The organism is Paucimonas lemoignei (assembly GCF_004342585.1).
Taxonomy (GTDB): Bacteria; Pseudomonadota; Gammaproteobacteria; order Burkholderiales; family Burkholderiaceae_D; genus Paucimonas; species Paucimonas lemoignei.
In genome coordinates, this window is sequence record NZ_SLZQ01000004.1 from 233,348 (window position 1) to 255,232 (window position 21,885).

Annotated in this window: 18 protein-coding genes, 1 tRNA gene and 1 pseudogene; 6 read left to right on the forward strand and 14 right to left on the reverse strand. The window is 60.3% G+C overall.

Translation table 11 applies throughout. From position 1 onward, the window contains the following. Positions 1-4 precede the first annotated feature (4 nt). Positions 5-1,801, reverse strand: a complete 1,797-nt coding sequence (aceK, locus tag EDC30_RS08415) for a bifunctional isocitrate dehydrogenase kinase/phosphatase (RefSeq protein ID WP_132258377.1) — start codon at positions 1,799-1,801, stop codon at positions 5-7. Between the two features lie 221 nt (positions 1,802-2,022). On the opposite strand from aceK, the gene EDC30_RS08425 reads away from it, so the two are divergent. Both EDC30_RS08425 and EDC30_RS08430 read left to right on the forward strand, forming a co-directional pair. Continuing rightward, a complete protein-coding gene (locus EDC30_RS08425) occupies positions 2,023-3,087 on the forward strand; it encodes an MBL fold metallo-hydrolase (protein ID WP_132258379.1) in 1,065 nt (354 codons plus the stop codon). Between the two features lie 398 nt (positions 3,088-3,485). Beyond that, positions 3,486-3,899 (forward strand): hypothetical protein, encoded by a 414-nt coding sequence (locus EDC30_RS08430; protein WP_132258380.1) that lies wholly within the window; start codon positions 3,486-3,488, stop codon positions 3,897-3,899. Here the strand turns inward: EDC30_RS08430 and EDC30_RS08435 are convergent. From EDC30_RS08435 to argS, 4 genes are all read right to left on the reverse strand, one after another. Further along, positions 3,896-4,705: an SDR family oxidoreductase gene (locus EDC30_RS08435; RefSeq protein ID WP_132258381.1), complete on the reverse strand. Its 810-nt coding sequence runs from the start codon at positions 4,703-4,705 to the stop codon at positions 3,896-3,898. The two genes, EDC30_RS08430 and EDC30_RS08435, sit on opposite strands and share 4 nt — an antisense overlap. An 88-nt stretch (positions 4,706-4,793) precedes the next feature. Beyond that, on the reverse strand, positions 4,794-5,468 hold the full coding sequence (locus tag EDC30_RS08440; protein ID WP_132258382.1) for a thiol:disulfide interchange protein DsbA/DsbL: 675 nt from the start codon (positions 5,466-5,468) through the stop codon (positions 4,794-4,796). 19 nt (positions 5,469-5,487) lie between these two features. After that, positions 5,488-6,126, reverse strand: coding sequence for an SPOR domain-containing protein (locus tag EDC30_RS08445; protein ID WP_132258383.1), 639 nt, complete (start codon positions 6,124-6,126; stop codon positions 5,488-5,490). Between the two features lie 28 nt (positions 6,127-6,154). After that, on the reverse strand, positions 6,155-7,891 hold the full coding sequence (gene argS / locus EDC30_RS08450) for an arginine--tRNA ligase (protein ID WP_132258384.1): 1,737 nt from the start codon (positions 7,889-7,891) through the stop codon (positions 6,155-6,157). A 288-nt stretch (positions 7,892-8,179) separates the two neighbouring features. Here argS and EDC30_RS08455 point away from each other — a divergent pair, with 288 nt between their 5' ends. Beyond that, a complete protein-coding gene (locus EDC30_RS08455) occupies positions 8,180-8,881 on the forward strand; it encodes a hypothetical protein (protein ID WP_132258385.1) in 702 nt (233 codons plus the stop codon). Positions 8,882-9,018: 137 nt separating this feature from the next. Here the strand turns inward: EDC30_RS08455 and EDC30_RS08460 are convergent, their stop codons facing one another. Further along, a complete protein-coding gene (locus EDC30_RS08460) occupies positions 9,019-11,367 on the reverse strand; it encodes a putative bifunctional diguanylate cyclase/phosphodiesterase (RefSeq protein ID WP_243656705.1) in 2,349 nt (782 codons plus the stop codon). A gap of 457 nt (positions 11,368-11,824) precedes the next feature. Between EDC30_RS08460 and EDC30_RS08465 the strand changes: the two genes are divergently transcribed. Then, positions 11,825-13,372 carry a CYTH and CHAD domain-containing protein gene (locus EDC30_RS08465; protein WP_132258387.1) on the forward strand — a complete coding sequence of 516 codons (1,548 nt, stop codon included), beginning with the start codon at positions 11,825-11,827 and terminating at the stop codon, positions 13,370-13,372. Between the two features lie 18 nt (positions 13,373-13,390). Here the strand turns inward: EDC30_RS08465 and pgl are convergent, their stop codons facing one another. Together pgl and EDC30_RS08475 are read right to left on the reverse strand one after the other, a co-directional pair. Next, positions 13,391-14,149: a 6-phosphogluconolactonase gene (pgl, locus tag EDC30_RS08470; protein ID WP_132258388.1), complete on the reverse strand. Its 759-nt coding sequence runs from the start codon at positions 14,147-14,149 to the stop codon at positions 13,391-13,393. Positions 14,150-14,221: 72 nt separating this feature from the next. Continuing rightward, positions 14,222-15,145 carry a hypothetical protein gene (locus EDC30_RS08475; RefSeq protein WP_132258389.1) on the reverse strand — a complete coding sequence of 308 codons (924 nt, stop codon included), beginning with the start codon at positions 15,143-15,145 and terminating at the stop codon, positions 14,222-14,224. A 274-nt stretch (positions 15,146-15,419) separates the two neighbouring features. On the opposite strand from EDC30_RS08475, the gene EDC30_RS08480 reads away from it, so the two are divergent. Continuing rightward, a complete protein-coding gene (locus EDC30_RS08480; protein WP_165973769.1) occupies positions 15,420-15,764 on the forward strand; it encodes a hypothetical protein in 345 nt (114 codons plus the stop codon). A 106-nt stretch (positions 15,765-15,870) separates the two neighbouring features. Continuing rightward, a tRNA-Ser gene (locus EDC30_RS08485) sits at positions 15,871-15,961 on the forward strand. Between the two features lie 33 nt (positions 15,962-15,994). Here the strand turns inward: EDC30_RS08485 and EDC30_RS08490 are convergent. From EDC30_RS08490 to EDC30_RS19730, 6 genes and pseudogenes are all read right to left on the reverse strand, one after another. Then, positions 15,995-17,224 (reverse strand): site-specific integrase, encoded by a 1,230-nt coding sequence (locus tag EDC30_RS08490; protein ID WP_132258391.1) that lies wholly within the window; start codon positions 17,222-17,224, stop codon positions 15,995-15,997. Between the two features lie 163 nt (positions 17,225-17,387). Then, on the reverse strand, positions 17,388-18,122 hold the full coding sequence (locus tag EDC30_RS08500) for a hypothetical protein (RefSeq protein ID WP_132258393.1): 735 nt from the start codon (positions 18,120-18,122) through the stop codon (positions 17,388-17,390). Further along, the gene (locus tag EDC30_RS08505; protein WP_132258394.1) at positions 18,119-18,673 is read right to left on the reverse strand and encodes a hypothetical protein; all 555 of its coding nucleotides are present in this window, start codon (positions 18,671-18,673) and stop codon (positions 18,119-18,121) included. The genes EDC30_RS08500 and EDC30_RS08505 overlap by 4 nt, the downstream gene beginning before the upstream one ends. Next, positions 18,670-19,674 (reverse strand): phage Gp37/Gp68 family protein, encoded by a 1,005-nt coding sequence (locus EDC30_RS08510; RefSeq protein WP_132258395.1) that lies wholly within the window; start codon positions 19,672-19,674, stop codon positions 18,670-18,672. The genes EDC30_RS08505 and EDC30_RS08510 overlap by 4 nt, the downstream gene beginning before the upstream one ends. Next, positions 19,671-21,419 carry a DNA cytosine methyltransferase gene (locus EDC30_RS08515; protein WP_132258396.1) on the reverse strand — a complete coding sequence of 583 codons (1,749 nt, stop codon included), beginning with the start codon at positions 21,417-21,419 and terminating at the stop codon, positions 19,671-19,673. The genes EDC30_RS08510 and EDC30_RS08515 overlap by 4 nt, the downstream gene beginning before the upstream one ends. Continuing rightward, a pseudogene (locus EDC30_RS19730) lies at positions 21,416-21,628 on the reverse strand (DNA translocase FtsK); the annotation flags it as partial. The gene EDC30_RS08515 and the pseudogene EDC30_RS19730, both read right to left, overlap by 4 nt. Positions 21,629-21,885: the final 257 nt, after the last annotated feature.

Below are 21,885 nucleotides of genomic sequence, written 5' to 3' on the forward strand. Positions count from 1 at the left end.
CCGCTCACGCCGCTTGCGTGGATGGCACCGGCGGGCACATCTGGTTGCAAAAGCGTATCTCGGCCGGATAGGGAAATATGTCTTCAATATAGCCTTGCATTATCCGCTGTTTCCGGCTTTCCCAGTATTGCGGCGTTAGCAAATCGGCATGGTATCTCATGAAATACTTGCGCACCTTCGGATTGCCGAGCAAGAAAATATCGAACTGTTCCGGAAACACATCGTTTTTCGCGATCGGGTACCAGGGCTCGGCCGACATTTCATCTTCCTCGTTGCGCGGCGCAGGAATCGCGCGGAAATTGCAATCAGTGATGTATTCGATTTCATCGTAATCATAAAACACCACGCGGCCATGCTTGGTCACGCCGAAATTCTTGTACAGCATATCGCCGGGGAAGATATTCGCCGCCACCAGGTCCTTGATGGCATTGCCGTATTCGCGTATGCCATGCTCGAGCGCTTCGTCGTCGCCGCGTTCTTCCGCCTCGGTCAGCCAGATATTGAGCGGCACCATGCGCCGCTCAATATACAGGTGGCGAATGACGATCTGGTCGCGCTCTTCCTCGACCATCGACGGCGCGGTGGCCTTCAATTCCGCCAGCAAGTCCTTGTCGAAGCGATGGCGCGGAAAAGCCACGTAAGAAAACTCCAGGGTATCGGCCATGCGGCCGACGCGGTCGTGGTGTTTCACCAGCAGGTATTTCTCCGCCACCAGCGCCGGCGTCGTTTCCTTAGGCGGCGGGAAGGAATCCTTGATCACCTTGAAGACATACGGGAAGGATGGCAATTCGAACACCGCCATGACCAAGCCGCGGATGCCGGGCGAGGCCTGGAAACAATCCGAGGAATGACTGAGGTGATGCAGGTAATCGCGGTAAAACAGCGCCTTGCCGAGTTTTTGCAAACCGAGAATCGTATAGATCTCGCTCTTCGGCTTGTTCGGCATGATACTGCGTAAAAAGTGCACGTACGCCGACGGCACTTCCATGTCGACCATGAAATAGGCGCGGGTGAAGGAAAACAATACCGTGATCAGGGCCGGATCGACGATGATGGTATCGAGCAGCAGCTTGCCCTTGCGGTTTTGCAGGATCGGGATCACGAAGGGATAGGTACGATAGCCATTGATGCCCTTGCCTACGATGTAGGCGCCCTTGTTGCGGTAAAACAGGCTCGACAGTACCTGGATCTGGTGATTCGCTTCGCCATGGATGCGGCCGAAAATCTGTTCGATGCAGCGCTCGACGTAACCGATATCGCGGTCGAGGTCGACGAATTCTGCCTCCAGCTGGAAATTGGTGATGATGCGCTGCCAGACATTGCGCATGCCTTCGCGCCCCGGATAATACACGCGGTAAGTCGGCACGCCCTGCACCGGCTCGATGTATTCGGTGGATACCGCCGGGCGCACGAAAATGAAATCGTTGTTGAAATACGCGCGGTGCAAAATATTGCAGCACACCGAATTGAAAAAGGTCTCGGCCAGTTCCGGCTGCTTATGGTTGATCAGCAGCCCGATGTAATGCAGCTTAACCTCGCGCCAGACATCATCGGACAAATCTTCTTCGGCATATTCATCTTCCAGGATCTGAACGCATTCCTGCACGCGCTTGTCGTAAAAGGAAATGCGCTCGCGCGCATTGCGCTGCGCACTGGGCCAGTCGCCTTGTTCAAAGAGGACTTTGGCTTGCTGGCTGATCTGGCGAAACAGGCGGTAATGCTTGTCGAAGCCATCCAGAATCGTGCGCGCGATATCGAAGGCGATTTGCGACGACAGCAGTTTGGGGAAATCGGGTTGCATCTCGCTCTTTGCAAGAAGATCGGGACTGCTAGTTTAACCAATTCTGCTGGGCTACTGCGCGTTTGCCGGAAGACTTTGCTGCTTGCCGGCACGGCAAAGCAAATGCGCTTAAAATTTCAGAACGACCGTGCCGGGGCGAAAATTGTTGCGCATTGCATTACCAAAATTGCAATCAGCATCCACACGCCGGCCACTCCTTTTACCCACATCGAATATTCTTCATGAATCCGCTTGAATCTCAGTTGGACTATCCGTTTGGCGAAACCCTGCCCGCACCGGGCGCCGTGATCGAGGTCGCGCCTGGCATTCTCTGGCTGCGAATGGGCCTGCCGTTTGCGCTCAACCATATCAACCTGTGGCTGCTGGAAGACCAGATCGATGGCGATGACGGCCCGCGCAAGGGCTGGACCGTCATCGATTGCGGCATCGCCAGCGATGCCACGCGCGAAGCCTGGGAAAGCATCTTTGCCACGCAATTGCGCGGCTTGCCGATCTTGCGCGTCATCGGCACGCATTGCCATCCCGACCACGTCGGCCTGGCTGACTGGCTCTGCCAGCGCTGGCAAGCGCTGCTATGGATGAGCGCCGGCGAGTATGCCTTTGCCCGCATGATGTCGGCTGACTTGCCGGGTGCCGACGGCGCCTCGATGTTTCCGCATTTCCAGCGCCATGGCTTGCTGGACGCTTCCCGTCTCGAACAGCTGGAAGGCCGCCGGCATTACTATTCATCGCTGGTGCCGGCCTTGCCGCATGCCTTCGTACGCTTGCAGGATGGCCAGCAATTGCGCATCGGCGCGCATACCTGGCGGGTCATTACCGGCTTCGGCCACTCGCCGGAACATGTAGCGCTGCACTGCGACAGCCTCAACGTGCTGATCTCCGGCGACATGGTGTTGCCGCGCATTTCCACCAATGTCTCTGTATTTGCCATTGAACCCGAAGGCAACCCGGTCCAGCTCTACGTCGACTCCTTGGGCAAATATGCCGACCTGGCGGCGGATACCCTGGTGCTGCCATCCCATGGCAAGCCATTCCGCGGTTTGCATGTGCGTATCCGGCAATTATGCGAACACCATGCGGCGCGCCTTGGAGAAGTATGGGAAGCCTGCGCGGAGCCGCGCTCGGCGGCGGATATCCTGCCAGTCATGTTCCCGCGGCCGCTCGATTCCCATCAGTTGAGCTTTGCCTTAGGAGAAGCGCTGGCCCATCTGCATCAACTTTGGTATGCGGGTCGGGTGCGTCGCCTGACCGGAAACGATGGCGTGATTCGCTTTGTAACCGCCTAAACTAAACATAGTGACTTTCTTTAACCGTTGCTACCTTACACAGGCTACTGGTAATTCGCCTAGTATTAAGGTGCAACGGCTATTTCCGCATCAAATGTAACCGACTTTCCAACTGACATCCCAATCAATTTGGCTTACACTTGCTTACTAGATATCAATTATTCATGAAGGTGGTTTTTGCATAGCGAAAGCCATTCGGCGTTCTGTCGATGCTTCTTCGCGCATTCGGGTATAGCTTTCAGCCAGTAATTATTTTTTGCGCAAAATCTGCATTACAGGAATTATTGAATAGATCAAATGTCTGTCAAATAGACATTGATACAAATCAGCTGGGAAAATCGAGCGTCGGCTAGTGAAAGCCCGGCTGTCTTATTTTTGACAGGAAATAGTGCGCGGTCATGAAAGCATCAATTGAACGTGAGGATTTCAGTGAACGCTTGCAACAAGCATTGCGTAACGCTGACTATTCTCCCGATAGTCCTACCCAACTAGCGCGAGAGTTCAACATCCGCTTTTCAGGACGCCCGATTACCGTCCATGCTGCCCGTAAATGGCTGGTCGGCGAAGCCATTCCTACTCAGGAAAAATTGCGCACGCTCGCGCAATGGCTGGGCGTGCAAGCGGAATGGCTGCGATTCGGCAGCGGCCAGCAGGAACAGCGGCTTGCCGGCGCCACCGGCGAAGCAGGCGAGCGCTTCGATTCCAACGATGTCAAATTGATCGCCGACCTGCAGCGTCTGGATGAGCATCACCGCGCCATCGCCCGCGAATTCATTCGCATGCTGCTGCGCATGCACCGCGCCAAGGATTAAGACGCCAGCGGCGGCTCGCCCGCCTGCTCCGGCAACTGGCGCGGCTTGCGCCCCGCCCGCGCGCTCAAGGCATCAAACACTGCATTCGGCAACAGCCGCATGAGTTTCGCCACCACTCCCATCTGCCATGGAATGACCCGATAGCTGACGCCGGCCGCGATGGCTTGCTGCGCTCGCGCCGCGAATTTCTCAGCCGGCAGCAGGAAAGGCATGGGATAGGGATTAATGCGCGTCATCGGCGTATCGATGTAACCCGGCGCGATCGTCACCACGCGGATGCCGCTATCGCGCAATTCCACCCGCAGCGATTCGCAATAGCTGATCACCGCCGCCTTTGACGCGCTGTAGGCACCGGCGCCGGGCAGCCCACGGATACCGGCGACACTGCCGATACCGACCAGGCGACAGGCATGCCCTTGCGCCGCCTGCTGTTTCATCGTTGCGATAAACGGTGCAAAGGTCGCCACCGTGGCCGTCAAATTGGTGGCGATAATGCGCTCGAACACCGGCAAGTCTTCGGAAAATTCCGTCAGGGTACCCTGCGAAATACCGGCATTGGCGATCACGACATCCGCGCCTCCCGTCGCCGCGATGAAATCGGCAGCCGCCGCCGCCAGGGAAGCGTGATCCGTCACATCCAACGAATAGCAGCGATGCCGCGCCGGGTTCGGCAAACTGGCCGCCAGTTCACGCAAGGTTTCGGCGCGGCGCGCCACCAGCCCGAGGATGGCGCCGCTCTCGGCATAACGCCGCGCCAGGGCCGCGCCAATCCCGCTGGAAGCGCCCGTGATGAAAACTCGCTGCATGAATCTCACTCCTGAAAATAAAAAGTCCGCCGTCTTGCGAGCGGCGGACCGGTAAAGTCGTGGCGGCCTCGCCGCCCTCCTTATTTCCTTATTTCTTGGCAGCCGGCTTGGCGGACTTCGCAATCAGCCAATCCATGACTTTCATCGTGGCGGCATGCAATGCCGGTTCCGGCATGCGGCCATTGCCTTCGGAAATGATCGACGGCGAAGTCACGTAGCGGCCATCGATTGCCAGAGTCGGCACACCATTGATCTGGAAAGCCTGCTGCAGTTGTGGCACGCGCTTGACCTTGGAATCCACGCCGAAGGAATTATAGAGGTCGAGGAATTTCTGCTTATCGATTCCTTGCTTGGAGATGAAGTCGACGATCTGCGCTTCGGTGTCGAGCTGCTGGCGCTCGACGTGGATGGCACGCAGGATCTTCGGCTGCATTTCATCAGCCTTGCCCATGGCTTCCAGCGCATAGTACAGGCGCTGCTGCGGCACGAAGGAATCGCGGAACGCCACCGGCACGCGCTTGAAGCTGATCTTGTCGCCCTGCTTCTTTACCCAGTCGTGCAGCACGGGGTCGAGCACATTGCAGTGCGGGCAGTTGTACCAGAAGAATTCGAGGACTTCGACCTTGCCGGTGTTTTCGGTTTGCTGTGGCTTGTCGAGCGTCAGGTAATCCTTGCCGTTTTGCGGATTGTCGGGCGTGGCGCTCGCGCTTGCCGCCAACAGGGAAAAACCGACTGCCAGAAAAATACGAGAAAGAAGACGCATATAAATCCTTCTGAAAAAGTTATTTCTGAATGCGCACGACAGCGACATCGACGCCATTGTCGGATAGCTTCGAGCGCACCTTGTTCATGGCATCAACCTGGCCGAACGGACCGACACGGACGCGATACAGGGTACCGGTGTCGCCGTTGCGCTCATTGATGCTGCTCTCCACACCCAGCAGAGCCAGTTTAGCCTTGGCATTTTCCGCATCCGTCTGTTCGCGGAAAGCGCCGGCTTGCAGATAATACATCCACTTTTCTTCGCCTGCCGCGTCCTTGCCGGTGCCATCCTTGGCAACGGCATCAGCCGGCTTGGCCTTGTCGCTTGCCGCCTTGACCGGCGTAACCGGCGCTGCCGTATTTTCCGGCACGCTGACGACCGGGCCGGTCGCAGCCGGTTCCGTCGCTGCCGGCGCGGGGTCCTTCTGGAATTCCTTGGCCGCCTGGCGGGCCGGCTCACGGTTGCCGTACAAGGATTTGTTCAGGTCGGGCATCTGGGCGCCTTCGCCGGTATCCTTGGGCTTGAAGCCACGATCGACAAACGGGATCGGCGTTTTATTGATGGTGATCGCTACGCCGACTGCGATGCCCAGGCCGATGATGAGCCCGAGGATCAGCCCGAGAAAAGTGCCGCCGGCCTGTTTATGCCTGTAATTCATGTGTTTCTGCCGCTTCCAATAAAAACGATTACATCCTTGACGGCGCCGATACGCCGATCAGCGCCAAGCCATTGCGCAAGACCTGGCGGGTCGCCTGCAGCAAGGCCAGCCGCGCCAGGCGGACGGCCTCGTCATCGACCAGCACCCGCTCGGCATTGTAATAACTATGCAACTCGCCGGCCAGGTCGCGCAGGTAGAACGCTACCTGATGCGGGCCCAGTTCGTCGAGCGCTTTTTGCAGCATGTCCGGGTATTCCGCGAGACGGGCCAGCAAAGCCGCTTCGCGCGGCGATGTCAGTGGCGAAAGATCCACACCAGCCAGTGTCGATTCGTCACTGCCCCATTGGTTGAACACCGAGCAGATGCGCGCATGGGCGTACTGGACGTAGTACACCGGGTTTTCATCGGATTGCGCCAGCGCCAGGTCGACGTCGAACACGAATTCGGTATCGGCCTTGCGCGAAATGAGGAAGAAGCGCACGGCGTCGCGCCCGCGCGTCAGATCGCGCGCGCCACTCTCTTCCGCAGACGCTTCGCCGGCCGACCATTCGATCAGGTCGCGCAACGTGACGTAAGAACCGGCGCGCTTGGAAATCTTCACTTCCTCGCCATTTCTCATGACGGTGACCATCTTGTGCAGCACATAGTCCGGGTAGTCCTGCGGGATGCCCAGGCCGACTGCCTGCAGGCCGGCGCGCACGCGGGCAATGGTGCCGTGGTGATCGCTGCCCTGCACGTTGATGACCTTGGTGAAGCCGCGCTGCCACTTGGTGATGTGATACGCCACGTCCGGCACGAAATAGGTATAGGTGCCGTCGGACTTTTTCATGACGCGGTCCTTGTCGTCGCCGTAATCGGTCGAACGCAGCCACAGCGCGCCATCCTGCTCGTAAGTCTTGCCGGCCTTGATCAGCGCATCCACGGCGGCGGCCACCTTGCCGTCGGTGTAGAGCGAGGATTCGAGATAGTAATTGTCGAACTTCACGCCGAAGGCTTGCAGGTCCAGATCCTGTTCATGGCGCAGATACGCCACGGCAAAGCGACGGATCGAATCCATATCCTCGACGTCGCCGCTGGCGGTCACCGGGGCGCCATCGGAAGCCGACACGGTTTTCTTCGCCAGGAAGTCGACAGCGATGTCGGCGATGTAGTCGCCGTTATAAGCGGATTCCGGCCAGCCGGCGTCGCCCGGCTTCAAACCTTTGGCGCGTGCCTGCACGGAAGTGGCAAGCGTGGCGATCTGCACGCCGGCGTCGTTGTAATAAAACTCGCGGGTGACGTCGTAGCCCTGCTCTGCGAACAGCGACGACAGCGCATCGCCCAGCGCGCCCTGGCGACCATGGCCGACGTGCAGCGGGCCGGTCGGGTTGGCCGAGACGAACTCGATCATGACGCGCTTGCCGGCGCCGCTAGTGCCCTTGCCGAAGCGTTCGCCCTGCTGCTGAACGGCTGCCACGACCGCCTGCTTGGCGGCATCGGCCACGCGCAGGTTGATGAAGCCGGGGCCGGCAATCTCGGCGCTGGTGATCAGTTGTTCGCGCGCGGGGATGGCCAGCAGGTTGGCTACCAAGGCTTGCGCCAGTTCGCGCGGGTTCTTTTTCAGCGGCTTGGCCAGCTGCATGGCGATATTACAAGCGATGTCGCCGTGGGCCGGGTCGCGCGGACGCTCCAGCACGACATTCGGGGTAAGGTCGCTGCCGGCGACGAGGGGGGCCAGCGCCTGCTGGAACAAGCCAATGATTTCTTGTCTTTGAGTTGCGAGCATGAAAATATCAGTCTATACGGCGTCGGGCGCCTGGATTGGAATTCAGCCGTGATTATACTGGCTAGGCTGGCCGGACTGCCCATATTGCCTGCTTACTGGAAATATCGACCATCCTACCTTGGCGCGTCGCCTTCACCTGTAACATAATGAAACAGGATGTGAAAGCGGTAAGCCACGGCGGCAAAACTTGCGCAAACGATAAAACCAAGCCGCCGAATTTGGCAAGATAGCATTATTCTCCTTGTTGAGACCCCCTACGCATTGGCGCCCTTATCGAAGGAGCTCGATATGAAAAACCCGATTCTTTTGCCGGTCTATGCGCTGGCGCTGACCATGCTTGCCCCTGCGGCACTGGCGCAAGACAGTGGCAAATCCGCCTCCGGCCCCATTCCTGCCTCGCCGGAAGCGGCGGCCGGCGCGCCACAGGCAGACCATTCCACGAACGCTCCTCGCCCCGAAAGCGCATCCCGCGCAGAGCCGGCCCATCGCCCTGCCGCGGCGTCCAGGCGCGAGCCGACCCGCATCTACCGCCAGGTGCTGCCTGATGGCCGTATCGTCTATTCTGATGAAACGGTTAGCGGCGCCAAGGTCGACCATACCATCACCATGACGCCGCCCATCAAGGGCAACCTGTGGAGCACGGAGCCGGGCACGCCGCCGAAAGTCACGCCGCAACCCGTGCCGACGCCGGTTCAGCGCATCGATCCGGTACGCAAGCCGGCAGCGGGCAAAAGCACCATCGCCGTGCCGGATGCAGTGCTGAGCGAAGTCATACGCGCGGAAATGCTGCTGGAGGATGCGAAAAAGCGCCAGGCCGCCGGCACCAAGCCTTTGCCCGGCGAGGAGCGCGACAATAGCGATGGCGGCCTGTCGTTCAACCAGGCTTACTTCAGCCGGCAAAAGCGGCTCGCGCGCGATGTCGAGTATGCGGAAAGCGAGTTGAAGAAAGCGCTGGCCACGCGCGATGGCGTGGTACCGCCGCGTAAATGAGGTTCGCGGGGAAGTCGACTGTGCATTAGCTCGCATGGGCCCGCATTGGGGAGCGGAGGCCATCCCTGCGCGCTGCCATCCCGCGACGCCATAGATGACGCCGTTGCAGCGCCGCCGATCCGGCCACGCCGGTCTTGCTACGCTGATTTCACCACGCTGAAAGGAATAGCCCGGGCCGGACGCCGCTCGAACAGCTTTTCGCATTCGGCGGCGGTGACAGGCTTGTTGAAGTAATACCCCTGGCCGATGCCGCAGCCATGCCGCGCCAAAAACTCCTGCTGCTCGGCTGTCTCGATTCCTTCGGCCACCACGCCGATCTGCAACTGCCCCGCCATCGCCAGGATCGCCGTGACGATGGCGGCGTTATGCGTGTCGATGTGCACATCGCGCACGAAGGAGCGGTCGATCTTCAGGATATCGATGGGGAACTGGCGCAGGTACGACAGCGATGAATAGCCAGTGCCGAAATCGTCGATCGAGATCGTCACGCCCAGATCGCGGATCTGTTTCAGGCGTGCCGCGCTGTTGACCGGATCTTCCATGACGATGCTCTCGGTCAGTTCCAGTTCGAGCAAGTGCGGGTCCAGCCCGGTGCTTTCCAGGCATTGCGCGATCTTGCTCACCAGCGTCGGATCCTTGAACTGCCTTGCCGACACGTTGACCGACACGCCGATCGGTTCGGCTCCACGGCTTTGCCAATCCTGCGCCTGGCGGCAGGCTTCCTGCATCACCCAGTCGCCGATCGGCACGATCAGGCCCGACATTTCCGCCACCGGAATGAATTTCAGCGGCGCGATCATGCCCTGGCCGGGGCGGTTCCAGCGGATCAGCGCTTCGACGCCGACGATGGCATTGGTCTGCAAGTCATGCTGCGGCTGGTAATGCAAAATGAACTCGCCATTGTCGAGCGCGTGCCGCAACTGGTTTTCCAGGTTCAGGTTCTCGCGGGCCAGAGCGCTCATTTCGGCGGCATAGAAAGCAAAACCATTGCCGCCGGCTTTCTTGGCCTGGTACATCGCCGTTTCGGCGCGCAGGATCAATTGCTCGGGCGTGTCGCCATCGTCCGGGTAGGTGCCGATGCCGATGCTGGGCGTGAGATAGAGTTCCTCGCCTTCGATCGTGAAGGCTTGCTCGAAGCAGCGTTGCAGCTTCAATGCCGTGCGCGCCAGGTCTTGCGAATCCTTCACATACGGCAGCATGATCAGGAATTCATCGCTGCCGGGGCGGGCAATGATGTCCTCGGCGCGCAGGTTTTGCTTCAGGCGCTCGGCCACGGCGCAGATCAGCTCGTCGCCGGCGGCATGGCCAAGGCTGTCGTTGATGCCCTTGAATCGGTCCAGGTCGAACATCATCAAGCCGAGCTTGAACTTCTGGCGGCGCGCCAGCGACATCGACTGGCGCAGGCTTTCCAGCAGCTGGCTGCGGTTGGGCAGGCCGGTCAGGCCATCGTGCTGCGCCAGGTAGCGCACCTTGTCCTCGGCGGCGCGCTGGTCGGTGATGTCGCGCAGCGCCGCCAGCCGCACGCGGCGGCCCTCGTAATCGAAATCGCGCGATTGCACCACAAGCGGCACCTCGCGCCCGCGGACATCGGCCAAGGTGACATCATAGGTTTCATCGCGATGCGAGCGCAGCATCTTGTCCAGGCGGGCACGATGCGCGGGAATGACGAAATCGAGCGGCGAGCGCCCTACCAGGGCATCGACGGAAATACCTACCATGCGTGCAAATGCCTGGTTGGCGTTGATGATGACACCGTTTTCGTGGAACACCAGGCCTTCGCTGGCAACCGCCGCCAGGTGTTCGAAGCGAGCCTGGCTGGCGCGCGCGGTGGTGGTCGATTGCAGGGCGGCCTGTTCGGCTGCCTGGCGGATCGCCACTTCTTCCTGCAGCGACGCCACCAGCTCTTCATTATCGAATTGCACGCGCAAGGCTGCGCGCAGGGTGCGCGCCAGTCGCGTCGACGTCACCAGCATCAGGATCAGGAATACTGCCGCCATCACCGTCAGCTCGTGGCTGATCATGGTGGAACCGGCCAGGATGCCCCATGCCAGCATGGGCGCCGCCACGCAGGTCGCGAATATCCGGTACACCTGCGGCACAACCGAAAACATGGGCAGTGCGGCCGCGCTGATGCCCAGCGCCAGCACCGTCAGCGCAAGCCGGAACTCCAGTGGCAGGTATGCCGAAAACAGGATCGGGCAAAGCCCCCAGCACAATCCCGACAAGGCTGTGATGGCGGTAAATGCATCGGCCCAGCGCTTATATTGGCTCTCGCATCCGGCGACGCGTTTGCGCTTGCTGTGCATGCCGAGGAAAATTCCGGCCGCCAGAACGGTGATGCCTAGCCAACTCAACAGCAGCCACAGCGGAACCGTGGACGACACTGCCGCAGCAACCATCAGCGCGGTAGCTGCCGAAGCCAGCGCCGCGCCTTTGGATTGCTGATATAGCAGGTCGACCTGCCGGGACAGCAGGCGGTTCTCCATCTCCACTTTGGGCTCCGAGTAGGGTTTTTATCCGAGTATATTTCTACACGGAAATGTTGACGAGTGGCCGAACGGCCAGTGAATTGTCAAATGAACGTAAATTTTTTGCCACGCAGCAATAAAAGGGCGCGGATTGCTGAAAGCGCCGGTTGCCTGCGTCCTCCGTGATCGGCGCATCTTTCAACCATCGATAGCCAGATGCGACCAACGACGTGGAGACGGAAGTGTCAGATCAGCTCCAGCAGAACCGGCTGGTGGTCGGAGGCATCGCTTTCGGCATCCACAGCAATACTGCGCAAATGCGGCAGCAAGTCCCCACTAACAAAGAAATAGCCGAAGCTAAAGAGTGCGCCTGCTCCATCAGCCTGTCGTCCACCAGCCATTCAATATAATGTAGACCATTCCCCGGCAAGGAGCGAAGCTTGCGCGTGATGAACCTTATTCTGCGAGACAATCCATGGAAGTCGAATTAAAACTGACGATTGACCCTCGCCACGCTGCAACCCTGCGCCAGCTATCCTGGCTGCAGGCCTATGCCAAGGCGCCGGCGCGTACGCTGGACATGGCGGATATTTATTTCGACACGGCCGACCTGGCGATCCGCAACAGCAATGCCGGCTTGCGCGTGCGGGAAGTGGATGGCGCCAGGGTGCAGACGCTCAAAGGCGGCGGCGGCGTCGCCAGCGGTTTGCACAGCCGCCATGAATGGGAATCCACCGTGGCCGGCCCGCAGCCGGAACTGGATGCCTTGCGCAAGCTGGTCGATCCGCACAGCGCCTGGGCCAAGCTATTGGAGGAACCCGGACTGGATGCGCGCCTGGAAAAGGCCTTCACGACTTCTATCAAGCGCACCGTCTGGGACTTGCAGCTGCCGGACGGCGACCTGGTCGAATTGGCGCTCGATGAAGGCAGCATCAGCTGCCGCGACCGGACGATTCCAGTTAGCGAAATCGAGCTGGAGCTGAAATCTGGATTACCGGAGCATTTGTTCGACCTCGGCTTGAAGCTGATGGAGCATATCCCGCTACGCCTGGCCACCAGCAGCAAAGCCGCGCGCGGCTATGACCTGTTCCAGGCACAGGTGCCGACCGCCGTGCGCGCCAGGCCGATTCAACTGGCGCGCGAGATGAATGTCGAAGATGGCGTGCGCGTCATCGTGACCAATTGCCTGGCACAGATCCAGGGCAATGAAGCCGCGGTGCTGGACGGGCACGACCCGGATGCCATCCACCAGATGCGGGTGGGCTTGCGGCGGCTTCGCTCGACGCTCAAGCTGTTTGGAAAACTGGCGCCCTGCCCGCCCGACTTGCTAGCGGAATTGTGCTGGCTGGGCGACGCCCTTGGCGAAGGCCGCGACTGGGAAGTCTTGGTGGATTCGACCCTGCCGCGCATTATCGACGCGCTGCCTGAACAGGTGCAAGCGCTTACCCAGTTGCACCAGGCATGCGCCATCACCGCGCAGGAAAAGCGGCGGCAGGCGATCGATGCCGTAGCCTCGCCCCGGTTCGCGACGCTGGCGCTCAACCTTGGCGCCTGGTTGACCGGCAAGCGCTGGCGCGACGCAGGACGCAAAGCCAATAGTAAGAAACTGCAGGCGTCGTTACCTGAATTTTCCGACAAGGTGCTGAAGCGCCGGCATGCCACCCTGCTGCAGCGCGGCCGGCGCCTGGCCCGCGCCAATGCCGAGACACGGCACCGGCTGCGCATCGCCGCCAAACAAGCCCGCTATGCCGGCGAATTTTGCCAGTCGCTCTATCCGCCCAAGCGCATCAAGAATTATGTGGCGGCGCTGACCGGCCTGCAGGATGCGCTGGGTTGGCTGAATGACGCGGCAGTCGCCGCTGACTTGCTGAAAACTTGGCAGCAAACCGGCGCCACCGATCCCGCGCTGGCGGGCACGGCGGAATTTGTGCGCGGCTACCTTTGTGCGGCAGCCGACATGGAACAGCCGGAATTGCTCAAACTGTGGACGCGCTTTACCAAGACTAGGCAGCCATACCGCTAATGCCGCTGGCGGCCATGGCTAGTATTTACAGTGGAAAACCTGCAGCGTGACATGCGGGTCGGCCACCAGCCGCGCGAACGGGCCGGCGCTCTCCAGCGCGGAAGCGTCCACGGTGCCATCGTCCACCGCGGCAGCCAGGGCACGGGCGCGCATGATGACATCGAGCTTGTCGGCGCCGCCCGTCCAGACATAACAGACTTTCTGCGCCGCCAGCGCCTTGAGCGACAGGGTTACGCGCGCATGCGGCGCCTGCCCCGGCTGCAACGCCACATAGCGGCGATTGGTCGTGGCGGCATCCGGCCATTGCGGCGAATCGGGGAAAAGCGAGGCGGTATGTCCATCGGTGCCGAGGCCCAGCACGATGGCAGCCGGTCGCGCCAACGCCGGATTGGCGTTGGCGACCTGAGCGGAACGCCGAGCCCATAACCAGGGATCGGTCGCTGCCGCTACCGTTGCCATCAATGGCACCAGGCGCGCCGCGCTGGCCGGCCCCTGCAGCAAATGCTGGCTGACCAGCGCCGCATTCGAATCCGGGTGAGTCAAGGGCACGCTGCGTTCGTCGACCAGCGAGACATCGATCCTGGCCCAGTCCAGCGGCTCGCGCGCAAGCGCGGCGAAAAACGGCAGCGGACTGCGGCCGCCCGACACCAGCAGCAAGGCGCGCTCGCCGTTTTCCCCCGGCGCCGACAACGCTTGTTGCAAGTCCTTACTCACCTGTGAAGCCAAGACTTCCGCGGCTTCTTCAGCGTTATTAAATATCGTCAATTGCAAGGCCATGTTCCGCTCCCGGCACGGCGCAACCTCCGCCCGCCCTCGATAGAAGAGAACATGATATACGAAGCATCCTGTTCAGAAGCGGTGCACGTAACGCACTGCGGCAAGTTTTTCCAGCGGCGCCGAAGCCTCATTATTCGGATGGCGGCGCAAGGACACGGCCCAGCCGGCATAAGCGCTCGTTCCCACGGGAGTGACATAGTTCATTTCCGCAAGCAATTCTCGTCCGCTGGGTTCGGCAGCCTGCCAGCTACTACGCTCACCATTACCCATGCCCGGCATCGCCGAGGTCCACGCATAAGCCCGGATCGGCCGCGACACGGCAAACGACAAGCGGTCGCCGGCACGATACCGGTCCGCCATCACCAGGCCCAGCGACAAGGCATTGCTCCGCACGATGCCATCGGCGCTGGTGCGCCCCAGCGGCGTGCGGCCATAGGATGCCTGCGCCGCCAATGCCGTTTTCGGCGCGATCAGCCACACGCCGGTCAACTGCGCCGAACTGGTCGGCGCGCCAAGACCGAACGCCGTCACGCTGCGCCACACGCCCGGCCAGGGATTACCTTCCTTGCTGCGCATGAGCGAAAACGATAGCGCCGCGTGGTCGAATGAATGTGAAAATTCCAGCACCCGGGCATCGATGCGCGGCTGCACCGTCATCAAGGCCGGCGACAGCGCATCCGGATCGAAGGCGCGCGCCGCCATACCATGATTGAAGCCGGTCGCCAGCACGCCGAACTTGATGCGCACGCCACCCAGTTCCCGCCACACGCCGGCATGCCTGGCGTCCGGCGCCAGCGAAAACTGCTGCAATTGGACTTGCTGCTGCGCAGAAGTCGGCGGCGCCAGGCGGTCGAACGCCAGGCCGAACGCCATGGCAGGGGGAAGAATGAAACCACGCCCCAGCACGCCGGTTTCCTCGGCCCGTACCGGCGCAGCCCACGCCAACGTCAATGCCAGCGCCAGTGCCGCTGGCTTGAGATGAATGCACGCACACATACGCGCCTCCTTCCCTTGTTACGTAAACCAGTAATTGTTTTGCGTTTGGTCTACTCGTACATTCATTTTGTACGTTAATTTCCAGAAAGCAAGTTTTTATTCTGGAATGGCTGGTGAATGGCGGGAATAGGCGCAGAAAAAATCGCTCCCACGCATCAGCGACATGGTGTCGGCGTTCAAGAGAGAAATTACTCAAATATCCCATATTTATGGGATACCCAAATTAGCCGATTTGGCTTGTAATTGCTAATATGCAATTGTTTTAGAAATTATAATGATCATGCCTGCGCTCGACGACTTTACTGAACATTGGCGGGACCAGCCGAGCTTTCTGGTCGACTATTCCGGTAACTCCACATTTCTAGCGAAGGTGGAATACCATTCTGACCAAATCCATCATAGCCATTCCACGGTAGTACGGATTCGCAAGGCCGATAATGGCCAGGGCCAGATTTCCTTGCAAAAGGCGCCGTCCTCCCTGTTGCCGGGCTTTCCGCAATTGCTGTTTTCGCCACCGCTGCATGTCTATGATTACGACCGTAGCAAGCATGCCCTGCTGGTGCAGGGCCATTCCAACTTGCTGGGCGGCGCTTACAAAGTGGTCATCACCCCGGCGTAAGACATGCAAAAATAGCAATGCCTAGGCATTTTCCCTGCAATATGTCATGTGGCAGCGGAATTATTTGCTATAATCTGCGGTTTCGCGCCATGCGAACCCGAATCCAGGAGAGGTGGATGAGTGGTTTAAGTCGCACGCCTGGAAAGCGTGTATAGGTTCATAGCCTATCGGGGGTTCGAATCCCCCTCTCTCCGCCAAGATAAAGCGCCTAACTCTTTGATTTAAAAGACTTAGGCGCTTTTTATTTCTGGGTCGGATGGGGCTAAATGGGGTGATGTGGGCATTGAAATGACAGCTTTTTTGCCAGCATTTCCGAACATCGCAACCGCCTTATTGCCAGCCTCGGGCTGCGCGTCTTTAATCCATTTTCCATACACGCGGGCGATCATTGTCCAGTCCTTGTGACCCATCTGCTGGGCCACCCACATCGGTGACTCGCCGGCAGTCAGCATCATGCTCGCGAACGTGTGCCGGGTCTGATATGGACGACGGTAACGTACCTTCGCCAGCTTCAATCCACGCTTCCAGGCTTCACGGATAACCAGATCGCCGCGCCACCGTTTGTCGGTGCGCGGGTTGTTGAAGACTTGGTCGTAGGACAGGTAGGTGAATGCCTTCTGTGCCTGTAGCGCCTCGAGCGCCGGGCCGAGCAGCTTGATCTCGCGCCGGCCGGACCGGGTCTTCGGTGTTTCGCCTTCGCTTTTCGCAATGATGGCCGCCCGGGTCAATGACCGCCTGACCTGCAGCGTGCCGCGGTGCCAGTCAATATCCCCCCACTCCAGCGCGATCAGCTCGGACGTGCGCATGCCGGTCCAGAATGCAAACTGAAACAGGTTGCGCTCCTGCCCCTGCAGCTTGTCCAGAATGGCCGTCTGCTCTTCAGCCGAAAACGGGTCGACATCGTCGTCCTCCTGCGGCGCTTCCTTACTCTTGAATTGCCAGCCGTACAGCGGGTTCGATTCGATCAGGTCATCCTGAACGGCGTCACCGAGGGCGGCGCGCAGCACCGACAGGCGGTTCCGGATCGTCTTATTGCTGGTTTCCAGCTTGGCGCACCAGTCCTTGATGTTGACCCGCTTCAGGTCGGACAGGATTAGCTTGCCGAAACCAGGCGACAGGTGATTCACCACGGTCTTCCGGTAGCCCTCATAGGTCGATGCCTTGAGGTGGGCGCGTTGCCGCTCGAGCCAGTCGTCCAGATATTTTTCTACTGTGAGGACTTCGCCTTGCTTTTCGACGAAGAGTGCGGCGCGCGGGCTGTCTGGGAAGGTGATGCGATAGTTGAAGGTGCCCTTCTGGATCGCGTCGAGGATGGCGGCGCGGTGCTGCGCCGCGCGCTTCAGGTTAGGAGCGGTAGGGGCGAGCTTGATACGTTCGCGGCAGCGCTGCCCACGATAGGCAAAGGTGATTTCGATTGACGTTTCACTTGCGGCTTTGACGCCCGAGCCCTCTCGACCCATTGGTAATACCCCTCTACATCGATCAGGCGCCGGCCATCCGGCGCCTTTATCCAAACCTGATTCTCCAGCCACACCCCGTCGCGGATCTTGCTATTGATCGCGTCCTCGCTGTAGCCGGATTCCTCCGAAAACTTGTGGATGGTTTGATAGCGTAACATATTGCTTAAAAGATACGTTTAAACTCAATGACCCATACCCATGGGTTGACGTCCCAGCTGCCGGCGCCGTTAATCTGTTCCCATAGCCCCCGGTAGGCCAAAACCGGGTTACGTGTCAGGCCTTCGAATCTGATGTCTGTAGGGCATGGGTGGAAGCGCTCGAATCCATCCCGGATTCGGCGGATTCCTTCCGCGATCGCGTCCGCGTTGCTGATGCCTTGCAAGCGCTCGACGCGCACGCTGGTGATTTCGATATTGATGCGGCTAGCCCAGCGCGGCATGAAGCGAGCGTGCCGATACCGTCCAGCCTTAGGTGGTCCTGCTAGATAGATTGGGGTTCCGACTGTCATCCAGTCGCGCTGATTGCCGTCTGCCTCATACTGGATCGGTGCCCATGGTGCCGCGTAACCAGCGTTCAGGCACGCTGCAGCGATTCCGCTGCCGCTGAGCTTGTCCAGCTCGGCGGTGGATCGCCAGGCTTCCCGAACGTACAGACGGTCGCCGGGGCTGCCGTGCGGACATCCAATCACGTCCCCGGTGCGCGTGTGCCAGATTGCCCCTTGGTGAGCAACCTTTTGCCCCTTGTTGTCGTAGATTCCGCCGCCGCCGATAGTTGTTGGCTCCCACTGGCCAAGCGCATTTTCATGCGGTAAGACGATCGCACGGCGCGTCTGCAGCTTCGTGCCATCAAGGATGGCACGCACCATCGGCGCGCTGAATAGAATCGGGCGCTCTCTCATTGGGTGACCTCTTCCGGTGCTTCGATGCCGGGCCGCATTGCGGTTGCTTCGCCGGTCGCGTGCCGGTGCCAATTGAGCAGGGCTGCGGCACTCGAAATGATGTGGTGCAGGCCTTTCCCTTGATCGCCTCGGATAAAGGCCGCAAGAGATTTGCCGGCGAGGTAACCGATTAGCCAGAACCAGTCCTGCGGCGATTTGCCGGCGTCGCCTGCGCTGCCCCAGCGCTCCTGCTGGTGCGCTGCCTCGAGTTTGACTGCCTCGACGAAGTCATCGGTGTGCGGGGTGTTGATAAGGTTCTTCAACCGGCTCGCTTCGGCGCGTGCGGCGGCAAGTTCCTTCTCCGAAAATATCAGTGCGCCGGTGGCGGTGCGAATGGTCGCCTCCCTGCGCTCCAATTCCACCGCTTGCGTTTTGGCGATTCGGCAGACGTCGAGCGTGTCCTTTGCCCACTGTGGAAATTCAGGCTCGCCGCCGTGCTTCATGCACTGGACGTTGTACTCTTGGAGCGCATCACGCGCCATCGCGCGGAGCCGGTCGATTGCTTCGTTCATGCGATCACCTTCGGGAATGAGTCATGCAGTACGCCATCGAGCAGGCGTCCGGCGGCTTTCTTACCTGCGCGGTATAGAGTCGGCTCGTCGTCTATGTGGAACGTGCTGTCGCCATCAATCGTATGGAATGTCCATTCGTCAACGAACCAATCGGCTACTTGAACGCTCCGCATTTCAAGAGTGTTTGCTGCACATTCGCCAGGCGCCCACTCGCCCCACTGCTTGAAAAAGAAGGGCACGCCGGCTGCGGCGCACTGGTCGCGCAGACTGCGCACCCAGTCCGGATGCATTGGCCGCGCCTTCGGGCCGCTCTCGCCGCCTGCCACAAGCCAATCGATCCCCGGGCAGCCGCCACTCAGACGGGAGCCGTCGCAGCGCATGCAAGTAGTGCCGCCGCCGGCAGGATGCGGCGTGCTTCCGGCATCGCAGACCTGTGCGATATGGGGTGTCAGGTCGACCGTCGTAAGTAGGGGTTCCATTGACAGCCAGCGCACGCGCGCCGGCACCGCAAGCAGCTTCGGAATATCGCGGTCGGCTTCTTCCTGATTCACGACGCTGATGCCCAGCCAGACATTGCGCTGACCCATCAGCCAGTCATGGCAGCGGGCCTCGGAAACCATGCGATAGACATTGCCGATCCGCTTCGTCAGGAGCAGCCAGTCCAGGCGCGGGGTAAGCTCGATCAGGTCGAACAGTTCGCGCCGCCATTCCGTCGGTACTGCGTTGTCGAATACGTCAGCAAGTGACGCGCAAAACACGCGGCGCCGCCGGCCATGCTTGGCTTGGAACTCGTCGGCTTCGCGGTTCCACTTCATCGGTAGCGCCCAGTTGCTGGCACTGGTGCGGTGCCGTGTCGCATTTGGTCCCCAGCGCACGCTCATGGTGCGGGCCGGCGTGCTGACTTCCGCATAGCAGTGATCGCATCCGGGGGAAACCTTGGTGCATCCGATCCATGGATTGAAGGTCGCGTCGGTCCACTCGATTTTGCTGTTTTCGCTCATGCCGCCCTCGCAATATGGTGCTCGTGAGTGAAGTTGGCCTCGACCAGTGCCTTTGCCATCGGCGGGCAGACACTGTTGCCGATCATCCGGACCTGCGCGCTTTTCGATAGCGGCTTGCCGTTGACGACCGGGTCAAGGATGTAGGAGTCAGGGAAGCCTTGTGCGCGGGCCAGCTCGCGCGGCGTCAGCATGCGCATGCCAATGTCGACGATCGCGTAGTCTTCGCCCTTGATCGTTACCAGGCCGAGGCGGTCCTTGGTCGGGATAGTGTGCATCGGGTCGGCCAGGCTTTGGTCCTGACCGCCCTCGGTGTAGTACTTGATCAGGAATGCGCGCACCTCGCCAATGTGCCCGCCGCCAGCTGTCAGCGTCGGTGCTGGCTGGGCAACCTCCTGACCGAACTGATTGTTGCGGAGCTTCACCAGGTGGGAAGTCACCAGCGAATGGTGATCCGATGACGTCACGGTTCCGGCTGGCACGTCCGCGCGGATCCCGGTGACGCCGCTGTAATGCTTGGCAAGGAATGCGGATACAAGCGCATGCCTGTTTTCGGTCGGCTGCGTTGCCAGAGGATCGTTCAGCGGGCCGCCGCGCACATCGCCCGGCCGCTTGTCGCTGTAGTAGCTGCTGATGTGGGCGGTGATCAGCGCGTGGTGCCCGCCCTTGACCTGTGCGCAGATCGTGCGCAGCGGCTCGTCTGCCGGCATGCAGCGCGGCGACGATGCATTGGCATGCTCGGTCATCACCGGTGCCAGCGTTGGCACCACAACGGCGCGGTGATTTTCCGCAGTCAGTGTGCCGAAAGGCTTATCGCTTGCCGCCGGCTTTCCTGAATAGACCGGTCCGCCGGCGCCGACGATAAACGGATCCGCGCTGTTCACCACAAACTTCATGATGCCCTTGGCGATCCGGCGCAGCGTGGCATCCTTCAATGGGCGCTTGCGCTCGAAAATTGACGGGCAAGGGATCGACCAGTCGATGCATTCAGCGGCGGTATGCCACGGCAGCAGTTTGCCGGACTTGACGGCATCGCTCTTCGGATCGCCGTGCGTCGGTGCTGGCCAGACGATCGGGCGGCCGTCGCGGCGTGCAATCAGGAACAGACGCTTGCGGATGGTCGGCGTGCCATAGTCGCAGGCGCGCAGCACCCGCCATTCGACCTGATACCCGAGCCCGGCATGAAGGCGCTCGATCGGGAAGTCATGGCCGAGCACATCATAGATTTCCTGCAGGTCCGGATGATCTTTCGGGATACCGGTCGTCAGTGCCAGCACGAAGGCTTTAAAAGTGCGCCCTTTCTCGCTTTTGAGCGGCTTGTTGTCTTCGCCCAGCGGTCCCCAGTCCTGAAACTCTTCGACGTTCTCAAGCGCGATCACGCGCGGCATCTGGAACGTCGCCCACTTCAGAGTCACCCAGGCGAGCCCGCGGATCTTCTTCTCGACCGGTTTGCTGCCCTTGGCCTTGCTAAAGTGCTTGCAGTCCGGGCTGAACCAGGCGAGGCCGATCGGCAGCTGCCGCGTCACGAAGCCCGGATGTACGGCAAACACGTCTTCCGTATAGTGCGCAGCGGTCGGATGGTTTGCTGCGTGCATGGCCAGTGCTTCGCCGTCGTGGTTGATTGCGACGTCGACCTCGCGGCCGAGCCCCATTGCAATGCCGGTCGATGCGCCGCCGCCGCCGGCAAAATTGTCGATGGCCAGTTCATGCCCGAGCGGCAGGGCCATGGTGAAGATGTCGCGCTTCATGCCGACACCAAAATTTCACGGTTGCCGTTCGACTGCATCGCACTCACGATGCCGGCTTGCTCCATCATGTCGAGCAGACGTGCGGCGCGGTTGTAGCCAATGCGAAGGTGGCGCTGCACCAGGCTGATCGATGCGCGCTTGTGAGCCTTGACCAGCTGCACGGCGTCGTCATACAGCCCGTCCTCCGGAGCGTCTTCGGCGCCGGTCAGCAACAGCGAGCCAGGCGCCTCGGTCAGTTCGAATGGCACCGGCTTCGGGAACCAGTTCGGCAGGCCATCGAAGCAGTCGCGCAGCTTCATGATGCCGCCGAACACTTCCAGATCGGCGATGCCGCCGGCAACGAACATCAACGGGCTGTCGTCGTCCTTGGTGAAGAACCGGATCGACCGGAAGTACTCGCCGATTTTCAGTGCGTCAGCGAGGTACTGCGGCATCACTGCGCCGCTGATGCCTTCGCTGTAGCCGA

Coding starts and splice junctions, on each gene's coding strand:
- EDC30_RS08515 (WP_132258396.1), bottom strand. CDS start 21,419: ATGAAGCGCGACATCTTCACCATGGCCCTGCCGCTCGGGCATGAACTG.
- pgl (WP_132258388.1), bottom strand. CDS start 14,149: ATGGCCTTGCAATTGACGATATTTAATAACGCTGAAGAAGCCGCGGAA.
- EDC30_RS08440 (WP_132258382.1), bottom strand. CDS start 5,468: ATGCGTCTTCTTTCTCGTATTTTTCTGGCAGTCGGTTTTTCCCTGTTG.
- aceK (WP_132258377.1), bottom strand. CDS start 1,801: ATGCAACCCGATTTCCCCAAACTGCTGTCGTCGCAAATCGCCTTCGAT.
- EDC30_RS08430 (WP_132258380.1), top strand. CDS start 3,486: ATGAAAGCATCAATTGAACGTGAGGATTTCAGTGAACGCTTGCAACAA.
- EDC30_RS08425 (WP_132258379.1), top strand. CDS start 2,023: ATGAATCCGCTTGAATCTCAGTTGGACTATCCGTTTGGCGAAACCCTG.
- EDC30_RS08475 (WP_132258389.1), bottom strand. CDS start 15,145: ATGTGTGCGTGCATTCATCTCAAGCCAGCGGCACTGGCGCTGGCATTG.
- EDC30_RS08435 (WP_132258381.1), bottom strand. CDS start 4,705: ATGCAGCGAGTTTTCATCACGGGCGCTTCCAGCGGGATTGGCGCGGCC.
- EDC30_RS08500 (WP_132258393.1), bottom strand. CDS start 18,122: ATGAGAGAGCGCCCGATTCTATTCAGCGCGCCGATGGTGCGTGCCATC.
- EDC30_RS08445 (WP_132258383.1), bottom strand. CDS start 6,126: ATGAATTACAGGCATAAACAGGCCGGCGGCACTTTTCTCGGGCTGATC.
- EDC30_RS08480 (WP_165973769.1), top strand. CDS start 15,420: ATGATCATGCCTGCGCTCGACGACTTTACTGAACATTGGCGGGACCAG.
- EDC30_RS08505 (WP_132258394.1), bottom strand. CDS start 18,673: ATGAACGAAGCAATCGACCGGCTCCGCGCGATGGCGCGTGATGCGCTC.
- EDC30_RS08465 (WP_132258387.1), top strand. CDS start 11,825: ATGGAAGTCGAATTAAAACTGACGATTGACCCTCGCCACGCTGCAACC.
- EDC30_RS08510 (WP_132258395.1), bottom strand. CDS start 19,674: ATGAGCGAAAACAGCAAAATCGAGTGGACCGACGCGACCTTCAATCCA.
- EDC30_RS08460 (WP_243656705.1), bottom strand. CDS start 11,367: ATGGAGAACCGCCTGCTGTCCCGGCAGGTCGACCTGCTATATCAGCAA.
- EDC30_RS08455 (WP_132258385.1), top strand. CDS start 8,180: ATGAAAAACCCGATTCTTTTGCCGGTCTATGCGCTGGCGCTGACCATG.
- EDC30_RS08490 (WP_132258391.1), bottom strand. CDS start 17,224: ATGGGTCGAGAGGGCTCGGGCGTCAAAGCCGCAAGTGAAACGTCAATC.
- argS (WP_132258384.1), bottom strand. CDS start 7,891: ATGCTCGCAACTCAAAGACAAGAAATCATTGGCTTGTTCCAGCAGGCG.